At 71.3% G+C, this 16,124-nt stretch carries 18 protein-coding genes; 11 read left to right on the top strand and 7 right to left on the bottom strand.

All coding sequences use genetic code 11. From position 1 onward, the window contains the following. Positions 1 to 20 precede the first annotated feature (20 nt). Together F9278_RS03670 and F9278_RS03665 are read left to right on the top strand one after the other, a co-directional pair. Complete coding sequence (locus F9278_RS03670) at positions 21 to 1,655, top strand: FUSC family protein (protein WP_152166971.1); 1,635 nt, start codon at positions 21 to 23, stop codon at positions 1,653 to 1,655. Then, positions 1,652 to 2,197: a MarR family winged helix-turn-helix transcriptional regulator gene (locus tag F9278_RS03665; protein WP_152166970.1), complete on the top strand. Its 546-nt coding sequence runs from the start codon at positions 1,652 to 1,654 to the stop codon at positions 2,195 to 2,197. Before F9278_RS03670 ends, F9278_RS03665 begins: the two co-directional genes overlap by 4 nt. A gap of 135 nt (positions 2,198 to 2,332) precedes the next feature. On the opposite strand, the gene F9278_RS03660 is transcribed toward F9278_RS03665, so the two are convergent. The 3 genes from F9278_RS03660 to F9278_RS03650 form a co-directional block, all read right to left on the bottom strand. Then, a complete protein-coding gene (locus F9278_RS03660) occupies positions 2,333 to 3,355 on the bottom strand; it encodes an aldo/keto reductase (protein ID WP_152166969.1) in 1,023 nt (340 codons plus the stop codon). A 102-nt stretch (positions 3,356 to 3,457) separates the two neighbouring features. Next, on the bottom strand, positions 3,458 to 4,231 hold the full coding sequence (locus F9278_RS03655) for a VOC family protein (RefSeq protein ID WP_152166968.1): 774 nt from the start codon (positions 4,229 to 4,231) through the stop codon (positions 3,458 to 3,460). Between the two features lie 118 nt (positions 4,232 to 4,349). Then, positions 4,350 to 4,742: a VOC family protein gene (locus F9278_RS03650; protein WP_152166967.1), complete on the bottom strand. Its 393-nt coding sequence runs from the start codon at positions 4,740 to 4,742 to the stop codon at positions 4,350 to 4,352. 90 nt (positions 4,743 to 4,832) lie between these two features. Between F9278_RS03650 and F9278_RS03645 the strand changes: the two genes are divergently transcribed. Next, entirely contained in the window at positions 4,833 to 5,375 is a 543-nt protein-coding gene (locus F9278_RS03645; protein WP_152166966.1) for a GNAT family N-acetyltransferase, read from the top strand. Between the two features lie 23 nt (positions 5,376 to 5,398). Here the strand turns inward: F9278_RS03645 and F9278_RS03640 are convergent, their stop codons facing one another. Next, complete coding sequence (locus F9278_RS03640; RefSeq protein ID WP_152166965.1) at positions 5,399 to 6,082, bottom strand: glycerophosphodiester phosphodiesterase; 684 nt, start codon at positions 6,080 to 6,082, stop codon at positions 5,399 to 5,401. Positions 6,083 to 6,517: 435 nt separating this feature from the next. Here F9278_RS03640 and F9278_RS03635 point away from each other — a divergent pair, with 435 nt between their 5' ends. From F9278_RS03635 to F9278_RS03620, 4 genes are all read left to right on the top strand, one after another. After that, the gene (locus F9278_RS03635; protein WP_152166964.1) at positions 6,518 to 7,915 is read left to right on the top strand and encodes a DUF6421 family protein; all 1,398 of its coding nucleotides are present in this window, start codon (positions 6,518 to 6,520) and stop codon (positions 7,913 to 7,915) included. Between the two features lie 47 nt (positions 7,916 to 7,962). Beyond that, on the top strand, positions 7,963 to 8,715 hold the full coding sequence (locus F9278_RS03630; RefSeq protein ID WP_152166963.1) for an SDR family NAD(P)-dependent oxidoreductase: 753 nt from the start codon (positions 7,963 to 7,965) through the stop codon (positions 8,713 to 8,715). Beyond that, positions 8,712 to 9,782 carry a threonine aldolase family protein gene (locus F9278_RS03625; protein WP_152166962.1) on the top strand — a complete coding sequence of 357 codons (1,071 nt, stop codon included), beginning with the start codon at positions 8,712 to 8,714 and terminating at the stop codon, positions 9,780 to 9,782. The genes F9278_RS03630 and F9278_RS03625 overlap by 4 nt, the downstream gene beginning before the upstream one ends. An 87-nt stretch (positions 9,783 to 9,869) precedes the next feature. Then, positions 9,870 to 10,442, top strand: a complete 573-nt coding sequence (locus F9278_RS03620; protein ID WP_193241356.1) for a transglutaminase domain-containing protein — start codon at positions 9,870 to 9,872, stop codon at positions 10,440 to 10,442. Positions 10,443 to 10,462: 20 nt separating this feature from the next. On the opposite strand, the gene F9278_RS03615 is transcribed toward F9278_RS03620, so the two are convergent. Both F9278_RS03615 and F9278_RS03610 read right to left on the bottom strand, forming a co-directional pair. After that, positions 10,463 to 11,191, bottom strand: a complete 729-nt coding sequence (locus F9278_RS03615; protein ID WP_152166960.1) for a lysophospholipid acyltransferase family protein — start codon at positions 11,189 to 11,191, stop codon at positions 10,463 to 10,465. A 187-nt stretch (positions 11,192 to 11,378) separates the two neighbouring features. Further along, entirely contained in the window at positions 11,379 to 11,795 is a 417-nt protein-coding gene (locus F9278_RS03610) for a DUF4395 domain-containing protein (protein WP_152166959.1), read from the bottom strand. Between the two features lie 75 nt (positions 11,796 to 11,870). Between F9278_RS03610 and F9278_RS03605 the strand changes: the two genes are divergently transcribed. From F9278_RS03605 to F9278_RS03590, 4 genes are all read left to right on the top strand, one after another. Then, a complete protein-coding gene (locus F9278_RS03605) occupies positions 11,871 to 12,293 on the top strand; it encodes a thioredoxin family protein (protein WP_152166958.1) in 423 nt (140 codons plus the stop codon). Positions 12,294 to 12,501: 208 nt separating this feature from the next. Beyond that, entirely contained in the window at positions 12,502 to 13,011 is a 510-nt protein-coding gene (locus F9278_RS03600) for a flavin reductase family protein (protein WP_152166957.1), read from the top strand. Positions 13,012 to 13,218: 207 nt separating this feature from the next. Continuing rightward, positions 13,219 to 14,004, top strand: a complete 786-nt coding sequence (locus F9278_RS03595) for an electron transfer flavoprotein subunit beta/FixA family protein (protein ID WP_152166956.1) — start codon at positions 13,219 to 13,221, stop codon at positions 14,002 to 14,004. A gap of 51 nt (positions 14,005 to 14,055) precedes the next feature. After that, positions 14,056 to 15,018 carry an electron transfer flavoprotein subunit alpha/FixB family protein gene (locus F9278_RS03590; protein WP_152166955.1) on the top strand — a complete coding sequence of 321 codons (963 nt, stop codon included), beginning with the start codon at positions 14,056 to 14,058 and terminating at the stop codon, positions 15,016 to 15,018. A 68-nt stretch (positions 15,019 to 15,086) separates the two neighbouring features. Here the strand turns inward: F9278_RS03590 and F9278_RS03585 are convergent, their stop codons facing one another. Beyond that, on the bottom strand, positions 15,087 to 15,992 hold the full coding sequence (locus F9278_RS03585; RefSeq protein WP_152166954.1) for an endonuclease/exonuclease/phosphatase family protein: 906 nt from the start codon (positions 15,990 to 15,992) through the stop codon (positions 15,087 to 15,089). Positions 15,993 to 16,124: the final 132 nt, after the last annotated feature.

The raw sequence follows: 16,124 nt of genomic DNA, 5'->3' as shown, positions 1-16,124 counted from the left end.
CACCCGCTAAGGTTACGGTCATGCCCAGCGTCCGACCTCCCCGTGCCCACCGGCTTCCGCTCGCCGCCGCCCTCCGGCTGAACCGCCCCTCCGAGATCTGGTTCAAGCCCGCACTCAGCGTGGTCGTCGCGACCGCCCCGCCGAACCTGACGCTGCTGGCCCTCGGCCGACTCGACCTGGCGATGTACACGATGGCCGGTTCCCTGTGCGCGCTCTACGCCCACCACCGCCCGTACGCCGCCCGCGCCCGCACCCTCGCCCGGGTGGTGCTCGGCATGCTCGCCGGTCTCGCGGTGGCCCTGGTCACCGCCGCCCTGACCACGAACGCGGTGGTCCTGGTCACCGTCGGCGCGCTGCTGGCCGCCGGACAGAAGGCGCTCTGCGACGCGAGCCGGATCGGGCCGCCCGCCCACGTCATCTTCACCTTCGTCACCTCGGCGGCCCTCTTCCTGCCCCAGACCCCCGCCGAGGTCCCCGGCCATCTCGCCGCCTGCGCCGTCGCGGGCGCCTGGGCGTGGCTCGTCTGCATGGCCCCCGGCCTGCTGCGCCCGTACGGCCCGGAGCGCCGCGCCACCGCGCAGGCGCTGCACGCGGTCGCCGCCCATGTCGAGGCGCCCGAGCGGCCCGGGTCCCGCACGGCCGCCGTGACCGCCGTGCACACCGCCTGGCAGACCCTGCTCACCGCCGGCGCCCGCACCGAGCCCCGGCGCGCCGTCGAAGCGCTCCTGGTCCGCGCCGACGTCGCCCTCGCCGCGCCCGCCGACGCCGACCCGGGCCGACTGCGCGCCCTGGCCCGGGACCTGCGCGGCGCCCGGCCCCTCGCACACGCCGCCGTCCCGGCCGAAAGTGCCGACGCGATGCCCGACGCGAAGCGCGAACCCACGGTCGGGCGAACCCCGTTGTGGAGCAGACTCGGCCCGCTCACCCCCCTCGCCGTCCGCACCGCCGTCGGCTGCGCCCTCGCCGGATACGCCTCCCTCGCGATCGGTGTCGGCCGCCCCTACTGGGCCCTCGTCACCGCAGCCTCCCTCTACCAGGCCAACCTGACCCTCACCTGGAGCCGGGGCGTCCAGCGCGTCGTCGGCAACCTCGCCGGAGTGCTGGCCTTCGCCGCCCTGGTCCCGCTCGCCCACCTCGGCCCGGCCGCGCTCGTCCTGTGCTGTCTCGCCCTGAGCTTCGGAGCCGAGGCACTGATCAGCCGCAACTACTGGCTCGGCACCATCTGCGTCACCCCCATGGCCCTCCTCGTCACCGAGTTCGTCCGCTTCGGGAACGCCGGCGAGCTGATCACCGACCGGCTCCTGGACACCCTCGTCGGCGCCCTGGCCGGCTTCCTCGCGGCGCTCGCGATCACCAACCGGCGGGCCGGGGACCGCGTCGCACACGCCCTCACCGCCGTCGAACGCGCCCGCGCGCACGCGGTCCGCACGGCCGCCGATCCGCACGCCGCGCCCGGCGCGCTCCCCGCCGCCCGCCGCGCCCTCACCGGGGCCCTCGTGGAACTGCGCTCCGTCACCGACACCGCGAGCGGCGAATGGTGGCAACGCGCCTGGCCGTCGGAGCGGGTGACACACGCCGAGCAGGCCGGACACCGTACGCTCGCGGCGACGGTACGACAGCACGGGTTCCAGGCATCGGAGGGCGCACAGGCATGACGGCAGGCAACGGGCGGGCAGCGGGGAGCGGCGCGGCGCTGGGGGACACGGTCGCCAAGGTGGTGCGCCAGTGGCAGACGGTGCACCCCGGTATCGACACCGCTCCGATGGAGATCATCGGCCGGGTCAACCGGTGCGCCGCGCTCCTCCAACAGGCCGAGGACGCGCCCCTGCGCCGCGCCGGTCTCACCCGCCCCGAGTTCGACGTCCTCGGCACCCTGCGCCGTACCGGCCACGAGCTGACCCCCAGCGAGATCGCCCGCGAGACCTTCGCCTCCGGCGCCGCCGTCACCAAACGCCTGAAGCTCCTCACCGAACGCGAACTGGTCGAGCGCCGCGGCGACGACCGGGACCGCCGCGTCGCCCACGTCCGCCTCACCGACGCCGGCCGCGAACTCGTCGACAGCGTCATGCCGGAGCAACTCGCCTACGAGGAGGCCGTCCTCTCCGGCGTCGACACCGACGACCGCCGCGAACTCGCCGTCCTGCTCGGCGAGTTGCTCATCCAACTGGAAGGTCGCCTGGGCCTGCCCCGCGCCTAGGACCTGCCGTCACCTTCCCGTCGTCGCCCGGAGGGCGGCCCCGCGGCGTCGTGGGGGTACCTCCCGGTCGAGCGAAGCCGCGAGTGGGGGAGCGTGCCGGGCGTCGCGGGGCAGACGGGAATGTGACGACAGGCCCTAGCGGGCCGTCCGGCGCGGGTCGCGGATGTCGTCCCAGTGGGGCCCGTACACGTTGCGGCGGATGACGGGCTCGCGCAGGAAGTCGTGCGGGAAGCCCAGCGCGGGCGCGCTCACCTCGTCGAGCCGGGCGACCGCGTCCGCGTCGAGGGTCACGTCCACGCTCGCCAGGTTGTCCGCGAGCTGACGGGGGCCGGTGGCGCCGACGATCGGCACGACGTTGCCGGGGCGACCGAGCAGCCAGGCGAGCGCCACCTGTGCCGGGAGCAGGCCGCTCCGCTCGGCGATCTCCAGCACGGCGTCGATCACGGCGTCCCTGCGGGGGTCCGCGTCCGCGCCGCCCGCCCCGAGCCGCCCCGACTCGCCCCGCCGGTACTTGCCGGTCAGCTTCCCGGCCGCCAGCGGCCCCCACGCGAACACGGCCATCCCGAACCCCCGTGCCTGCGGCAGCAGTTCACGCTCCGGGGTGCGCTCCAGCAGGTTGTAGCGCAGCTGCGAGCCCGCGAACGCCGTCCAACCCCGCAGCTCCGCCAGGGTGTTGGCCTGCGCGATCTCCCAGGCCGGCCAGTCCGACACCCCGACGTACAGCACCTTCCCGGACCGTACGAGGTCGTCGAGCGCCCGCATCACCTCGTCGACCGGGGTGAACTCGTCCCGCGCGTGCACCCACAGCACATCGAGCCGGTCGGTGCGCAACCGCCGCAGACTCGCCTCCACCGATCCGACGAGGTTCTTGCGGTGGTTGCCCGCCGAGTTCACGTCGTCGTCGCGTGTGACACAGGTGTACTTGCTGGCCAGTACGAAGCGGTCGCGGCGGCCGTCGAGGAGTTCGCCGACGATGGTCTCCGAGGCGCCCTCGGAGTAGTTGTTCGCCGTGTCGACGAAGTTCCCGCCCGCGTCGGCATAGGCGTCCAGGAGGGGCCCGCTCGTGTCGAGATCCACGGCCCCCCAGCCGAACGTCATGGCCCCGAAGGCCAGTTCGCTCACCCGCAGACCGGTCCTGCCGAACAGTGTGTAGCGCACGTCGCATTCCCTCCGAGCGGTTGGTGGGGACGACGCTAGGAGTTGGAGGGCACTCCAACGCGAACGCGGGACACGGCACGGGCATCCGCGCGCGGGCCGCCGTCAGCCCCGTCGGTCCACGGCGCCCGCCGAGTACACGCCGAACATGGCCCCTTGGGGGTCCCGCAGCACCGCGATCCGTGGCCCTTCCGCCACCGTGGTGGGCTCCATGAGGAGGCTGCCGCCCGCCCCGGCGGCGACGCGGGCGGAGTCGTCGACGTCCGCCACGGCGAAGTACGGCAGCCAGTGCGAGGGCACCTCGGGCGGGAACTTGTCGTCCATCGTGATCATGCCGCCGAAGTCGGCGCCGCCGAGACCCCACCGCGTGTAGTGCCCGCCGGCGCTCACACTCCAGCCGAACACCGTCGTGTAGAAGGACTTGGCGCGCTCCGGCGCACGGGTCAGCAGCTCGACCCAGCTCAGCGCGCCGGGCGCGTTGAACAGTCCGGCGCCGGGGAAGGACCGCGCCTGCCACAGCTGGAAGGCGGCGCCGCCCGGGTCGAACGCCACCGCGAACCGTCCGATGTCGAAGACGTCCATGGGCTCCAGCACGACGGTCCCGCCCGCCGCCCGTACCGCCTCGGCCGCCGCGTCGGCGTCGGTCACGGCGAACGACACGTTCCAGGCCACCGGCTGCGACTCCTGGTACAGCGGCGCGAGGGCGGCGACCGCCGCGTCACCGAGGTGCGCGACGGTGTAGCCGCCGGCCTCCTGGCGCGGATCGGTCTGCGGACGCCAGCCGAACAGCTCGGTGTAGAACCGCCCGGCCGCCACCGGGTCACTGGTCCCCAGCTCGGTCCAGCAGGGCCCACCGGTCACCGGCTCGTCGAGCTCCATGGCGTTCCTCCCGGGACGGGCAGCCCCCTTCCAGCACGCTATGCCTGCGCCCCGGCCCCGGCCACCGGGGTTCGACGCGCCGGGCGCCCACGGCCGCCGCGAGGAGCCGCCGGGGCCGTCAGATGCCCGGCCGGTAGCGCAGTGGATGGTCCGCCGGGATCTCCACCAGCACGATCTCCGTGCCGTCGGGATCGGCGATCCACATCTCGATCAGCCCCCACGGCTCCCGCACCGGGGGCCGCCGCACCTCCACCCCGGCCGCCACCAACTCCTCGTGCGCCGCCGTCACGTCCGCGACCTGGAGCCAGAGCTTCAGCGCGGGCGACGGCGGTGTCTCCGAGCGGCCCGCGACCTCCAGGAAGCCGCCGCCGAGGAAGTACACGACACCCCGGTGGTCGCCCGTACCGAACTCGCGGTACACGGGGAGCCCGAGTCGCTCGCCGTAGAAGACGCGGGAGCGCTCGGGGTCGGTGGGGCGGAGGAGGGTGCGGCTGCTGAGTACGTGGATCATGCGGTCGAGGGTAGGCGCTGCGCCTGCGGTTACCCTCGTGCGTGTTCCGGCCGACCACGGGCCGACCACGAGCCGTCAGGAGCGCACCCCATGGACACCGCCGCCACCACCGGCCTGACCTTCCGCCATGCCACCGACGCCGATGTGGACGCCCTCGTCGCGCTGATCGAGTCGGCGTACCGCGGGGAGTCCAGCCGGGCCGGGTGGACCACGGAGGCGGACATCCTCGAAGGGCAGCGCACCGACCCCGAGGGCGTCCTCCAGGTCATCAAGTCGCCGGACGGCCGGCTGCTCACCGTCGAGCGGGACGGCGCGGTCGTCGCCTGCTGCCAGCTCGAACACCGCGGCGATCACGCCTACTTCGGGATGTTCGCGGTGAGCCCGGCCCTCCAGGGCGGCGGCCTCGGCAAGGTGATCATCGCCGAGGCGGAGCGGCTCGCGCGCGAGACCTGGGGCGCCACGGAGATGCGCATGACCGTGATCTCCGTACGGGACGACCTCATCGCCTGGTACGAGCGGCGCGGCTACCGCCGTACGGGACGGACGACCCCGTTCCCGTACGGCGACGAGCGCTTCGGCATCCCGCGGCGCGCGGACCTGGAGTTCGAGCTGCTGATCAAGGAACTCGTCTGAGCCCGGTGCCGTGACGCCGTGTCCTAGGCCGTGAAGCGGCCCGTGCGCTTGATGTCCGGGTAGTCGGTGGTCGCGCCGTCCAGCTGGAGGGCGCGGACCAGGCGCAGATGGTCCTGGGTGTTGACCACCCAGCCGATGATCCGCAGGTTGGCCTTGCGGGCCTTCTCCACGACCTCCAGGGTCAGCCGCCGGATGTTGAGCACCAGGGTGGCGGCGCCCACCGCCACCGCGCGGTCCACGACGTCGGGGCCGTAGCGGCTGGCGACCAGCGCGGTGCGTACGCCCGGCACGAGGCGGGCGATCTCGGCGACCGCCTCGTCGTGGAAGGACAGCACCTCGACCCGTGCCACCAGGTCGCGCCGGTGCAGGACCTCGGCGAGGGCGCGGGCCGCCGCCGTGTCCTTGATCTCGGCCTGGAGCGGTGCCCGTACCGCGTCCAGGACCTCCTCGAAGGTGGGGATCCGCTCACCGCGGCCCGCGTCCAGGGCGCGCAGCTCGGCGAGGGTCTTGTCGGCGATCGGGCCCGTGCCGTCCGTCGTCCGGTCCACGTCCGCGTCGTGCATGACGACGAGCGCGCCGTCCTTGCTCAGATGCAGATCGAGTTCGATGACGTCGAGGCCCGCGCGATCGGCGGCCACGAAGGAACGGAGGGTGTTCTCGGGTTCGACACCCATGACTCCGCGATGACCGATGGTGAGGAAGTTCAAGGTTGACTCGCTTCCGTCGACGGCGGCTCGGCCCGCGTGACCGGGGGAGGGGCGGCACGCGGCTGGGGCGCAGCGTAGTCCTCCCGCCGTGCGATGCATCCGCATGTGCACGAGCCCTTTCGGGTCGTGTCACGCCGTGCGGGGCCCTGCCACGTCGCAGAACAGGACCGTTTCCGCACCTGTCCCGCACCGATCGGGCCGTCCCCGGGTCATCCCTGAGTGGGCGAGTCCGGCGCGCGTTGACCCCGCCGGCCTCCGCGCGGAGAGCGCGACGCACGAACTGTGATTCTTGACGCGTGTGACAGGAGATTCAGCGGTTAGGGGCCGGGGATGACGGGAAGATTTCCGGCTGGATCGCTCATGATCGGCCTTGCGGTGGGGAACCCTCGCTACGTACGGTGTCTATACGAAAGTTTATCCCGTGGAGGATGGGTCATGACGGAAATTCTTGCGCAGGCGAGTGCGGAGGGCGGCGTTCCTTCGGTCTCCAGGGTGGTGGAGCATCCGGCCTGGCCCGTGCTCAAGGATGCCGTGGAGCGGATCCGGCCCTGGCAGTCCAAGGACGGCTCGATCGACTTCGACGCCGAGCACACCCCCGACCGGGCCGCCGCCGAGCGGGCCGTACGGGGTGTCGTCGACGCCGTCGAGGCGCTGTCCCCGCTGCTGCCGCACGACGCCGCCTACCACGAGGCCCTCGTCAAGGACCTGCGGAGCTGGGCCGACGACGGTTTCGCGGTGCCCGACTTCCTGGACTCGCTGCTGGCCTTCCAGCCTGCCGCGAGCCGCGCGGACGGACTTCAGCACCTGGTCGTCTTCCCGATGTACACGCAGAACGGCAACCCGGACCGCAATCTCGAAGCGGTCGTGCTGCGCATGGTCTGGCCCGACTGGCTGGCCGAGCTGGAGCGCACCCGTTACGACAACCCGCTGTTCTGCGGCATCACCTTCGAGGACTTCACCGCCGGTTACGACACCAACTCGGCCGTGCTCTTCCCGGAGACCATCGCGGTGCGCGAGGCCCCGGCCCGGTTCTCCTGGGGCGGCATCTTCTGCGACCGGGAGGCCGCGCGCTTCCGCCGGGTCACCGACGCCGCCGTCGACGTCCTCGGCCTGGAACTGCCCGAGGACGTCGCCGCGATGGTCCACGACCAGAAGCGCTGCGAGGAGGCCTTCGTCCTGTGGGACATGGTCCACGACCGCACCCACAGTCACGGCGACCTGCCCTTCGACCCCTTCATGATCAAGCAGCGCCAGCCGTTCTGGATGTACGGCCTGGAAGAGCTGCGCTGCGACCTCACCGCCTTCAAGGAGGCCGTGAAGCTGGAGGCCGACGGCGTCCCGCAGGCCCGTGACGTGCAGTACGCGGTCCTGTTCGACCGTATGTTCCGCTTCCCCGTCACCGGTGAGCGCGTGCGCAACTACGACGGTCTCGGCGGACAGCTCCTCTTCGCCTATCTGCACAAGCACGACGTCGTCCGCTGGACCGACAACAAGCTGCACATCGACTGGCAGCGCGCCCCGCAGGTCACCAACCAGCTCTGCGCCGACATCGAGCAGCTGTACCGCGACGGCATCGACCGCCCGAAACTCGTCCACTGGTTCGCCGGGTACGAGCTGGTCGCGACCTATCTCTCCCCGCACCCCGGCTCCCGCTGGGCCAAGGGTCCGGACGCCCTGGATCTGACGCGGCCGCCGCGGAAACTCGTCGACGACGTGCTTCCGGACGAGTTTCCGCTCAGCATGTTCTATGAGGCGCTCGCCAAGAAGCTGAAGACCGTGATCGCCTCCACCAAGGGCATCACCGCCGCGGACGCCGAGCGGGCCGCCGCGTGAGCGCCCCCGTCCAGGACGTCACAGTCGCTGCTCAGGAGGCGAAGAGCATGCAGAACGGCAACGGTGCACTGAGCGGCGCGGTGGTCGCGGTGGCGGGCGCGGGCGGACCCGCCGGCCGGGCGGCCCTGCTGCGGCTGGCCGAGGCGGGCGCGATCGTCGTCGGCTCCGACAACGACCCCGAGCGGCTCTCCGAGGCCGTCGACGCGGCCCGCTACGCGCACGGCGGCGCCACTGTCGTCGGCGACACGGTCGATCTGCTGGACCTCCAGTCCACCCGGGACTGGGCCGTCCGCATCGAGAAGGACTTCGGGCGGGTGGACGGCCTGGTCCATCTCGTCGGCGGCTGGCGCGGCAGCGAGACCTTCACCCGGACCAGCCTCGACGACTGGGACTTCCTGGAGATGCTGCTGATCCGCACCGTGCAGCACACCTCCCTCGCCTTCCACGAGGCCCTCCAGCGCAGCGAGCGCGGCCGGTACGTCCTGATCAGCGCGGCCGGCGCCAGCAGGCCCACCGCCGGGAACGCCGCCTACGCCGCCGCCAAGGCCGCCGCCGAGGCGTGGACGCTCGCCACCGCCGACTACTTCCGCAAGGCCGGAGGGACGGACGGGCCGTCCTCCGCGGCTGCGATCCTGGTGGTGAAGGCACTGGTGCACGACGCGATGCGCGCCGACCGCCCCAACGCGAAGTTCGCGGGCTTCACGGACGTCGAAGAACTGGCCGAGGCCATCGTCGGCGTCTGGGACAGGTCCGCCGCCGAAGTGAACGGAAACCGTCTGTGGCTGACCGACAAGCCGTGAACCCTCCGAAGACCGACGCACGACGCCATCACGACCCGGAGATCCGCGGCTTCGCCAGCGACAACTACGCCGGCGTCCACCCCGAGGTGCTCGCCGCCCTGGCCCTGGCCAACGGCGGGCACCAGGTCGCGTACGGCGAGGACGAGTACACCGAGAACCTCCAGCGGATCGTCCGCGGCCACTTCGGCGCGACCGCCGAGGCGTTCCCCGTCTTCAACGGCACCGGCGCCAACGTCGTCGCGCTCCAGGCGGTCACCGACCGCTGGGGCGCGGTGATCTGCGCCGAGAGCGCGCACATCCACGTCGACGAGGGCGGCGCGCCGGAGCGCATGGGCGGCCTCAAGCTGCTCACCGTGCCCACACCCGACGGCAAGCTCACCCCCGAACTGATCGACCGGCAGGCGTACGGCTGGGACGACGAGCACCGGGCGATGCCGCAGGTCGTCTCGATCACCCAGAGCACCGAACTCGGCACCCTCTACACGCCCGAGGAGATCCGCGCGATCTGCGAGCACGCCCACGCGCACGGCATGAGGGTGCATCTGGACGGCTCCCGGATAGCCAACGCCGCCGCCTCCCTGGACGTCCCGATGCGGACCTTCACCAACGCGGTTGGTGTCGACCTGCTCTCCCTGGGCGGCACCAAGAACGGCGCGATGTTCGGCGAGGCGGTCGTCGTGATCAACCAGGACGCGGTCCGGCACATGAGGCATCTGCGCAAGCTGTCCATGCAGCTCGCCTCCAAGATGCGTTTCGTGTCGGTGCAGTTGGAGGCCCTGCTGGCGAAGGACCTCTGGCTGCGCAACGCCCGGCACGCCAACGAGATGGCCCAGCGGCTCGCCGAGGGCGTCCGCGCGGTCCACGGCGTGGAGATCCTCCACCCCGTGCGGGCCAACGCCGTCTTCGCCCGCCTCCCGCACGACGTGAGCGAACGCCTCCAGAAGCGCCACCGCTTCTACTTCTGGGACGAGGCGGCCGGCGACGTCCGCTGGATGTGCTCCTTCGACACGACCGAGGAGGACGTGGACGGGTTCGTGGCGGCCCTCAAGGAGGAGATGGCCCGCTGAGGCCACCCTAGCCGGAGCGTGCATAGATATACGGTCACCCGAAAAGTCATTGACTCTCGGGTGATCGTTTTTCTATGCTCTCCAGGCATGGAGCTGATCCAGCAAAACCCTGACCTGTCCGCCTATTTGGCCGCCGACGAGGTCATAGACCATCACCATCCACGCGTACGGAAGACGGCGGCGCAGCTGGCCAAGGGTGTGGCGGACTCGTATGGCTATGCGAGAGCGGCCTTCGAGTACATCCGCGACGGCATCACACACTCCCAGGACGTCGGTGATCCGCGCGTCACCTGGCGCGCCTCCGACGTCCTCGAACAGGGCACCGGCATCTGCTACGCCAAGGCCCACGCCCTGGCCGCCCTGCTGCGCGCCGAGGACATCCCGACCGCCCTGTGCTACCAGCGCTTCGACGTGGTGCACGGCCTGGTCGCCGTCCGCTTCCGCGGCGCCTGGCACCGCCAGGACCCCCGGGGCAACAAGGCGGGGGTCGACGCGCGGTTCTCACTGGACGGCGAGCGCCTGGCCTTCGTACCCGACCCGGCGGCGGGCGAGGCGGACGACCCGACGCTCCACGCCGCGCCGCACCCCGCCGTGCTCGCCGCCCTCCGGGCGGCCCCGGACCGGGCACATCTCTGGCGGACGCTCCCCGTGGCGCTCTAGGGCCGGGCCCCGGCGCCGGGTCAGCGGGCCTCGGCCTCGCGGACCTGTTCCGGGGTCGGGGCCGTGCCGCCGAGGTGGGCGGGCATCCACCAGGTGTCGTCCGGCCCCTTGGGGCGGACCGGGTAGGCGCGCTGGGCGGCCTCCAGCAACTCCTGGACGCGCTCGCGGAGCTGACGGGTGAGGGCGCCCGCGTACTTGTCCTTGGAGGCCTCTATCGCCTCGCCCACCCGGATGGTGATCGGGATGTGGCTGCGCTTGAAGTTGCGCGGGTGGCCCTTGGTCCACAGCCGCTGGGTGCCCCACACGGCCATCGGGATCAGCGGGACGCCCGCCTCCTGCGCCAGCCGCGCGGCACCCGACTTGAAGCTCTTCAGCGTGAACGACTGCGAGATCGTGGCCTCGGGGAAGACCCCGATGATCTCGCCGGAACGCAGCGAGTCCAGCGCGTGCGCGTAGGCCGCCTCGCCCTGCTTGCGGTCCACCGGGATGTGCCGCATGTTGCGCATCAGCGGACCGGAGATCTTGTGCCGGAACACCGACTCCTTGGCCATGAAACGCACCAGGCGCTTCTGCGGCAGCGCCGCCAGACCGTCGAAGATGAAGTCCAGGTAGCCGATGTGATTGCTCACCAGCACCGCGCCGCCCGAGCGCGGGATGTTCTCCGACCCCTTGCAGTCGATCTTCAGGTCCCAGACCTTGAACAGGGTTTGGGCGAGACCGACGGCGGGACGGTAGACAAGCTCTGCCATGGGCGGAGTGGACCCTTCTCTCTGCCTGGGAAGGGGTCTCCCGGCGGGAAGTTACGCAGCCGTAGGTTTACGGCATCTCGCAGATCGTGCCCCAAGAACGCACGAGTAGCCAGTCTTGGCGCGGGCCGGGGGCGAGATTCTCGTCACGTCGGACACGCGATCGACCAAGCGGAAGTTCATCCGACCGTCACTTCGTACGGACCGCCACCCGCCGCACGAGCAAGTACATCTCGCACCCCAGGCAGTACCCGAACACCGCGTTCAGGAAGGCCGCCGCGAGCGCCGCCCCGGTCGCCGCGAGCCCCAACGCCTCGGGCCCCACCGTGAAACCGACCAGGCCCACCACCGCGAAGACCAGCCCGACGGCCTGCGCGAACCTCGGCGGCTCCGGCGCCTCGAACGCGGTCGGCGCGCCGAGCCGCGGCCGGACCAGCGTGCGGAAGAACCAGCCGTACGGCGAACGCCCCACCCCGCCCGCCGCGCCCAGCGCGAACGCGAGCGTCTGCCAGGCCAGCAGCCAGGCGCTGCCGGTGATCAGCACGACCGCCAGTACCACGGTCGTCACGGCCGCCCCGAAGCGCGGCCCCCTCACATCGATGTCCATGCGTCAAGCATTCCGCAGGCCAATCTCCGAGGGGAGCCGGGAATCTTTGCAGTCTCGTGAACGCTGACGCACGCTGTGACCGGACTTGTGGTGTGTGGACTGGTGCTCGCGCTGGCGAGCGTCTACGGAGTGCTGCATCGGCGGCGGAGCGGGAGGGTCAGGGTGCGCGGGCGGGACGGCGACAAGCGGGTCGAGGCGGCGGAGTTGGGGACGTTGGGGGAGGGGCTCGGTGAACGGGCCACGCTCGTCCAGTTCTCCAGCGCCTTCTGCGCCCCCTGCCGGGCGACCCGCAGGGTGCTCGCCGAAGTGGCCGGAATGGTTCCCGGCGTCACCCATGTCGAGATCGACGCCGAGGACCATCTCGACCTCGTGCGCCGGCTCGACATCCTCAAGACGCCGACCGTGCTCGTGCTCGACGCGGACGGCCGGATCGTGCGCAGGGCAACCGGACAGCCGCGCAAGGCGGATGTGATCGCGGCGCTCGGCGAGGCCGTGTGAAGCCCCGCGCGCGCGTGAAGCCGCATATCGGAACGCACTTGACTGTACGCCCCACCTATCGTCAGCCTGACCGGATGCCCCGAGAACTCCTTCTCTTCGAGCGTGATGCCATCTCGACGGCGGTCCTGGTACGCACGGCCAGTTCGTTCTGTCCGGCCTTCTGAGCCCCAACGGAACAGCCCGTCGACTCCAGCAGAAGGACAACTCCATGACGGCCACCCCCGGCCTCGGTTCGCCCCAGCTCGCCTCCCCCGACCTCCTGCGCTCCGTCTTCCGGCACCACGCCGCCGGTGTGGCCGTGATCACCGCGCGGAACGGCACCGGCCCGGTCGGCTTCACCGCCACCTCGCTCAGCTCCGTCTCCGCCGAACCCCCGCTGCTCTCGTTCGGCATCGGCACCGGCGCCTCCAGCTGGCCGGTGATCTCCGAGGCCGAGCACATCGGCGTCCACATACTCGGCGAGCACCAGCGGGAGCTGGCGGCCACCTTCGCCCGCAGCGGCGCCGACCGGTTCGGGGCGCCCACCGGATGGCGTAGCGGTCCGGAGGGAGTTCCCGTCCTCGACGACGTGCTCGCCTGGCTGGTCTGCCGGGTGGTGGCACGTGTTCCGGCCGGGGAACACCGGATCGTTCTCGCCGAGGTGGTCGTCGGCGACCCCTCGGGCGCCGGCCGGCCGCTGCTGTACCACCAGGGCCGCTTCAACGGTCTGCGAGACTGATTCCCGCACGATTACGCAGGGTTGCCTAACTCACAGTTCAAAGCGCTTGCTTAGCGGGCATCGAGTGCGGGAACGTAGGCGTGTCGTACTGGCGAGTAATATTTCGGCCGGAGCGCAGGTCGCCCCGATCGGGATCGGCCGCTTCAGGCGCCTATGCTGCCAGTGAAGAAGGCAGCCCGGAAATGACGATGCAGTAGGAGAGCCGGCGTGAGCTTGAGGATCGTTGTCACTGTGAAGTACGTGCCCGACGCCACTGGCGACCGGCACTTCGCCGATGACCTGACCGTCGACCGTGACGACGTGGACGGTCTGCTCTCCGAGCTGGACGAGTACGCGGTGGAGCAGGCGCTGCAGATCGCCGACGAGGCCGACGACGCCGAGATCACCGTGCTGACCGTGGGCCCGGAGGACGCCAAGGACGCGCTGCGCAAGGCGCTGTCGATGGGCGCCGACAAGGCGATCCACGTCGAGGACGACGACCTGCACGGCACCGACGCCATCGGCACCTCGCTGGTGCTGGCCAAGGCGATCGAGAAGGCCGGCTACGACCTGGTGATCTCCGGCATGGCGTCCACGGACGGCACCGGCGGCATCGTCCCGGCGCTGGTCGCCGAGCGTCTGGGTGTCCCGCAGGTGACCCTGCTCTCCGAGGTCTCCGTCGAGGACGGCACGGTGAAGGGCCGCCGTGACGGCGACGCCGCGAGCGAGCAGCTGGAGGCCTCCCTCCCGGCGGTCGTGTCGGTCACCGACCAGTCGGGCGAGGCGCGGTACCCGTCCTTCAAGGGCATCATGGCGGCGAAGAAGAAGCCGGTTCAGTCCTGGGACCTCTCCGACCTCGACATCGAGGCCGAGGAAGTCGGTCTGGAGGGCGCCTGGACGGCCGTCGACTCCGCGGCCGAGCGCCCGGCGCGCACCGCCGGCACGATCGTCAAGGACGAGGGCGAGGGCGGCAAGCAGCTCGCCGAGTTCCTCGCGGGCCAGAAGTTCATCTAGGCCCGACTCCCTCACCGCCCTTCAGACTTCGCAATCCGCAGGAGCATTCCCATGGCTGAAGTTCTCGTCTACGTCGACCACGTGGACGGTGCCGTCCGCAAGCCCACCCTGGAGCTGCTGACCCTGGCCCGCCGCATCGGCGAGCCCGTCGCCGTCGCGCTGGGCAACGGCGCCGCCGACACCGCCGCCGCGCTCGCCGAGCACGGCGCGGTCAAGGTCCTCACCCACGACGCCGCCGAGTACGCCGACTACCTGGTCGTCCCCAAGGTCGACGCGCTGCAGGCCGCGTACGAGGCCGTGTCCCCGGCCGCCGTGCTGGTCCCGTCCTCCGCCGAGGGCAAGGAGATCGCCGCGCGTCTCGCGGTGCGCATCGGCTCCGGCATCATCACCGACGCCATCGACCTGGAGGCCGGCGACGAGGGCCCCCTCGCCACGCAGTCGGTGTTCGCCGCCTCCTTCACCACCAAGTCCCGTGTCTCCAAGGGCACCCCGGTCATCACGGTCAAGCCCAACTCGGCCGCCGTGGAGGCCGCCCCGGCCGCCGGTACGGTCGAGGCCCTGAACGTCACCTTCTCCGACAAGGCCACCGGCACCAAGGTCACCGGCCGCACCCCGCGCGAGTCCACCGGCCGCCCGGAGCTGACTGAGGCCGCGATCGTGGTCTCCGGCGGCCGTGGCGTCAACGGCACCGAGAACTTCGCGCTCATCGAGGCCCTCGCCGACTCCCTCGGCGCGGCCGTCGGCGCCTCCCGCGCCGCGGTGGACGCCGGCTGGTACCCGCACACCAACCAGGTCGGCCAGACCGGCAAGTCCGTCTCGCCGCAGCTCTACATCGCCAACGGCATCTCCGGCGCCATCCAGCACCGCGCCGGTATGCAGACCTCGAAGACCATCGTGGCCGTCAACAAGGACGCCGAGGCCCCGATCTTCGACCTCGTCGACTACGGCGTGGTCGGCGACCTCTTCGACGTCGTCCCGCAGCTCACCGAGGAGATCAACACCCGCAAGGGCTGAGCCTCCTGAAGTGCCGCACCTCCCACGAGGCCCCCACGACCGTCCCGTACGGTCGTGGGGGCCTCGGCTCATCCCAGGGTCAACGAGGCCTGCACCGGCAGATGGTCGCTCGGGTACATCCCGTCGACGGAGAAGGTGTTCATCGCCGCCCAGTGCGTGGTCACCCCGGGCGAGGTCAGGATCCAGTCGATGCGTCTGCCGCCGGGCTTGAGCGCCCGGTAGCCGTGGTACGTCCCGTACGCCTGGGTGCGCGAGGCCGCCGCGTCCCAGGCGTCCACGAGCCCGTTGTCCAGCATCAGGTCGTACACGCGGTTGTCGTGGGCCGCCGCGTTGAAGTCGCCGGTGACGATCACCGGCGCCGACCGGTCCCACCCGGCGATCGTCTCGCCGATCAGCCCGGCGGAGCGCTCCCGGGCGTACTGGCTGACGCTGTCCAGATGGGTGTTGAGGACATAGAACTCCCGTCCCCCGTCGGCCAGATCGGCGAACTTCACCCAGGTCACCATGCGCAGCCAGTCCGCGTCCCAGGTGTTGGAGGCGATCGCGTACGGGGTGTCGGACAGCCAGAAGTGATCGAACTCGATCGGGTCGAGTCTGCGGGTGTCGTAGAAGATCGCCATGAACTCGTCCTTGCTGCCGCCCCCTCGGCCCGTGCCGATCCAGTCGTAGTGGCCGCCGAGATCCTTCTCGATCATGCGCAGTTGCTGGTACAGCCCCTCCTGGGTGCCGATGACATGCGGTCGCTCGCGGCGCAGCAGCTCTCGCATCACCGGACGGCGCACGGACCAGCGCTGTGTCTTGTCGACGACGGTCGCGAAGCGCACGTTGAACGTCATCACGTTCAGGGCGCCCGCGTACTCGCCGGCGGACGCCGGCTGCGACGAGCCCGCCGTGGTCAGCAGCGGCACGGCGATGGCGGCGGCCGCCGCGGACCTCAGTCCTTGGCGACGCGTCACTCCGACCTCTTTCGGCACGCGATCTCCTCCCCTGGGGAGTCAGGATGAACCTTGCCCAGTGAATACGGAAGAAGCGGCCGGTTCAGCAGTGACCAGCGGGAAAGCATGGGGAATCCCACTTCGGGACAGTGTTGACCCGGACGGAGGGCC

The sequence above is a fragment of the Streptomyces phaeolivaceus genome, assembly GCF_009184865.1.
Taxonomy (GTDB): domain Bacteria; phylum Actinomycetota; class Actinomycetes; order Streptomycetales; family Streptomycetaceae; genus Streptomyces; species Streptomyces phaeolivaceus.
Note: the sequence above shows the minus strand (reverse complement) of the source record. Positions and strands in the feature narration are given on the sequence as shown.

Bases quoted from the DNA above. Each gene is read 5' to 3' on its own strand.
- F9278_RS03600 (WP_152166957.1), top strand. From the start codon at position 12,502: ATGACGGCCACCCCCGGCCTCGGTTCGCCCCAGCTCGCCTCCCCCGAC.
- F9278_RS03620 (WP_193241356.1), top strand. From the start codon at position 9,870: ATGGAGCTGATCCAGCAAAACCCTGACCTGTCCGCCTATTTGGCCGCC.
- F9278_RS03590 (WP_152166955.1), top strand. From the start codon at position 14,056: ATGGCTGAAGTTCTCGTCTACGTCGACCACGTGGACGGTGCCGTCCGC.
- F9278_RS03610 (WP_152166959.1), bottom strand. From the start codon at position 11,795: ATGGACATCGATGTGAGGGGGCCGCGCTTCGGGGCGGCCGTGACGACC.
- F9278_RS03630 (WP_152166963.1), top strand. From the start codon at position 7,963: ATGCAGAACGGCAACGGTGCACTGAGCGGCGCGGTGGTCGCGGTGGCG.
- F9278_RS03645 (WP_152166966.1), top strand. From the start codon at position 4,833: ATGGACACCGCCGCCACCACCGGCCTGACCTTCCGCCATGCCACCGAC.
- F9278_RS03665 (WP_152166970.1), top strand. From the start codon at position 1,652: ATGACGGCAGGCAACGGGCGGGCAGCGGGGAGCGGCGCGGCGCTGGGG.
- F9278_RS03650 (WP_152166967.1), bottom strand. From the start codon at position 4,742: ATGATCCACGTACTCAGCAGCCGCACCCTCCTCCGCCCCACCGACCCC.
- F9278_RS03655 (WP_152166968.1), bottom strand. From the start codon at position 4,231: ATGGAGCTCGACGAGCCGGTGACCGGTGGGCCCTGCTGGACCGAGCTG.
- F9278_RS03635 (WP_152166964.1), top strand. From the start codon at position 6,518: ATGACGGAAATTCTTGCGCAGGCGAGTGCGGAGGGCGGCGTTCCTTCG.
- F9278_RS03670 (WP_152166971.1), top strand. From the start codon at position 21: ATGCCCAGCGTCCGACCTCCCCGTGCCCACCGGCTTCCGCTCGCCGCC.
- F9278_RS03615 (WP_152166960.1), bottom strand. From the start codon at position 11,191: ATGGCAGAGCTTGTCTACCGTCCCGCCGTCGGTCTCGCCCAAACCCTG.